The 1,398-nt window shown below is 57.0% G+C and carries 1 rRNA gene (only partly in view); it reads left to right on the top strand.

Features of this window, described 5'->3' with window-relative positions:
- Positions 1-1,393, top strand: a 23S ribosomal RNA gene (locus tag AB0C30_RS59765); it begins 1,533 nt to the left of the window's first position.
- The last annotated feature ends 5 nt before the right edge of the window (positions 1,394-1,398 follow it).

The following is a 1,398-nucleotide window of genomic DNA, read 5'->3' as shown; positions in this document are numbered from 1 at the left end:
ATCCTGAGATGTGATGCCGAGCCGATTGTGGTGAAGTGGATGATCCTATGCTGCCGAGAAAAGCCTCTAGTGAGTGTTGTGGCGGCCCGTACCCTAAACCGACTCAGGTGGTCAGGTAGAGAATACTAAGGCGATCGGGTGAACTGCGGTTAAGGAACTCGGCAAATTGCCCCCGTAACTTCGGGAGAAGGGGGACCTCTGCTGGTGATCAGGCTAGCTCTGTGAGCTGGTGGGGGTCGCAGTGGCCAGGGGGAAGCGACTGTTTACTAAAAACACAGGTCCGTGCGAAGTCGTAAGACGATGTATACGGACTGACGCCTGCCCGGTGCCGGAACGTTAAGGGGACTGCTTAGCCGATCTTCGGGTTGGCGAAGGTGAGAACTTAAGCGCCGGTAAACGGCGGTGGTAACTATAACCATCCTAAGGTAGCGAAATTCCTTGTCGGGTAAGTTCCGACCTGCACGAATGGCGTAACGACTTCCCCGCTGTCTCAACCGCAGACCCGGCGAAATTGCACTACGAGTAAAGATGCTCGTTACGCGCAGCAGGACGGAAAGACCCCGGGACCTTCACTACAGCTTGACATTGGCGTTTGGAGCGTCTTGTGTAGGATAGGTGGGAGACTGGGAAGCTCGGACGCTAGTTCGGGTGGAGTCATTGGTGAAATACCACTCTGGTCGTTTTGAACGTCTAACTCTGGTCCGTGATCCGGATCGGGGACAGTGTCTGGTGGGTAGTTTAACTGGGGCGGTTGCCTCCTAAAGGGTAACGGAGGCGCCCAAAGGTTCCCTCAGCCTGGTTGGCAATCAGGTGTTGAGTGTAAGTGCACAAGGGAGCTTGACTGTGAGACTGACGGGTCGAGCAGGAGCGAAAGCTGGGACTAGTGATCCGGCATCGGCGTGTGGAAGCGGTGTCGCTCAACGGCTAAAAGGTACCCCGGGGATAACAGGCTGATCTTCCCCAAGAGTCCATATCGACGGGATGGTTTGGCACCTCGATGTCGGCTCGTCGCATCCTGGGGCTGGAGTAGGTCCCAAGGGTTGGGCTGTTCGCCCATTAAAGCGGTACGCGAGCTGGGTTTAGAACGTCGCGAGACAGTTCGGTCCCTATCCGCTGCGCGCGCAGGAGACTTGAAAGGGGCTGTCCCTAGTACGAGAGGACCGGGACGGACGAACCTCTGGTGTGCCAGTTGTACCGCCAGGTGCACGGCTGGTTGGCTACGTTCGGAAGGGATAACCGCTGAAAGCATCTAAGCGGGAAGCTCGCCTTGAGATGAGGTCTCCCACCATGAGAGTGGGTAAGGCTCCCGGTAGACGACCGGGTTGATAGGCCGGAGGTGGAAGCACGGTAACGTGTGGAGCTGACCGGTACTAATAGGCCGAGGACTTGACCACAAAG

Origin of the sequence: Nonomuraea sp. NPDC048901 (assembly GCF_040649695.1) — a bacterium.
GTDB lineage: Bacteria > Actinomycetota > Actinomycetes > Streptosporangiales > Streptosporangiaceae > Nonomuraea.
Note: the sequence above shows the minus strand (reverse complement) of the source record. Positions and strands in the feature narration are given on the sequence as shown.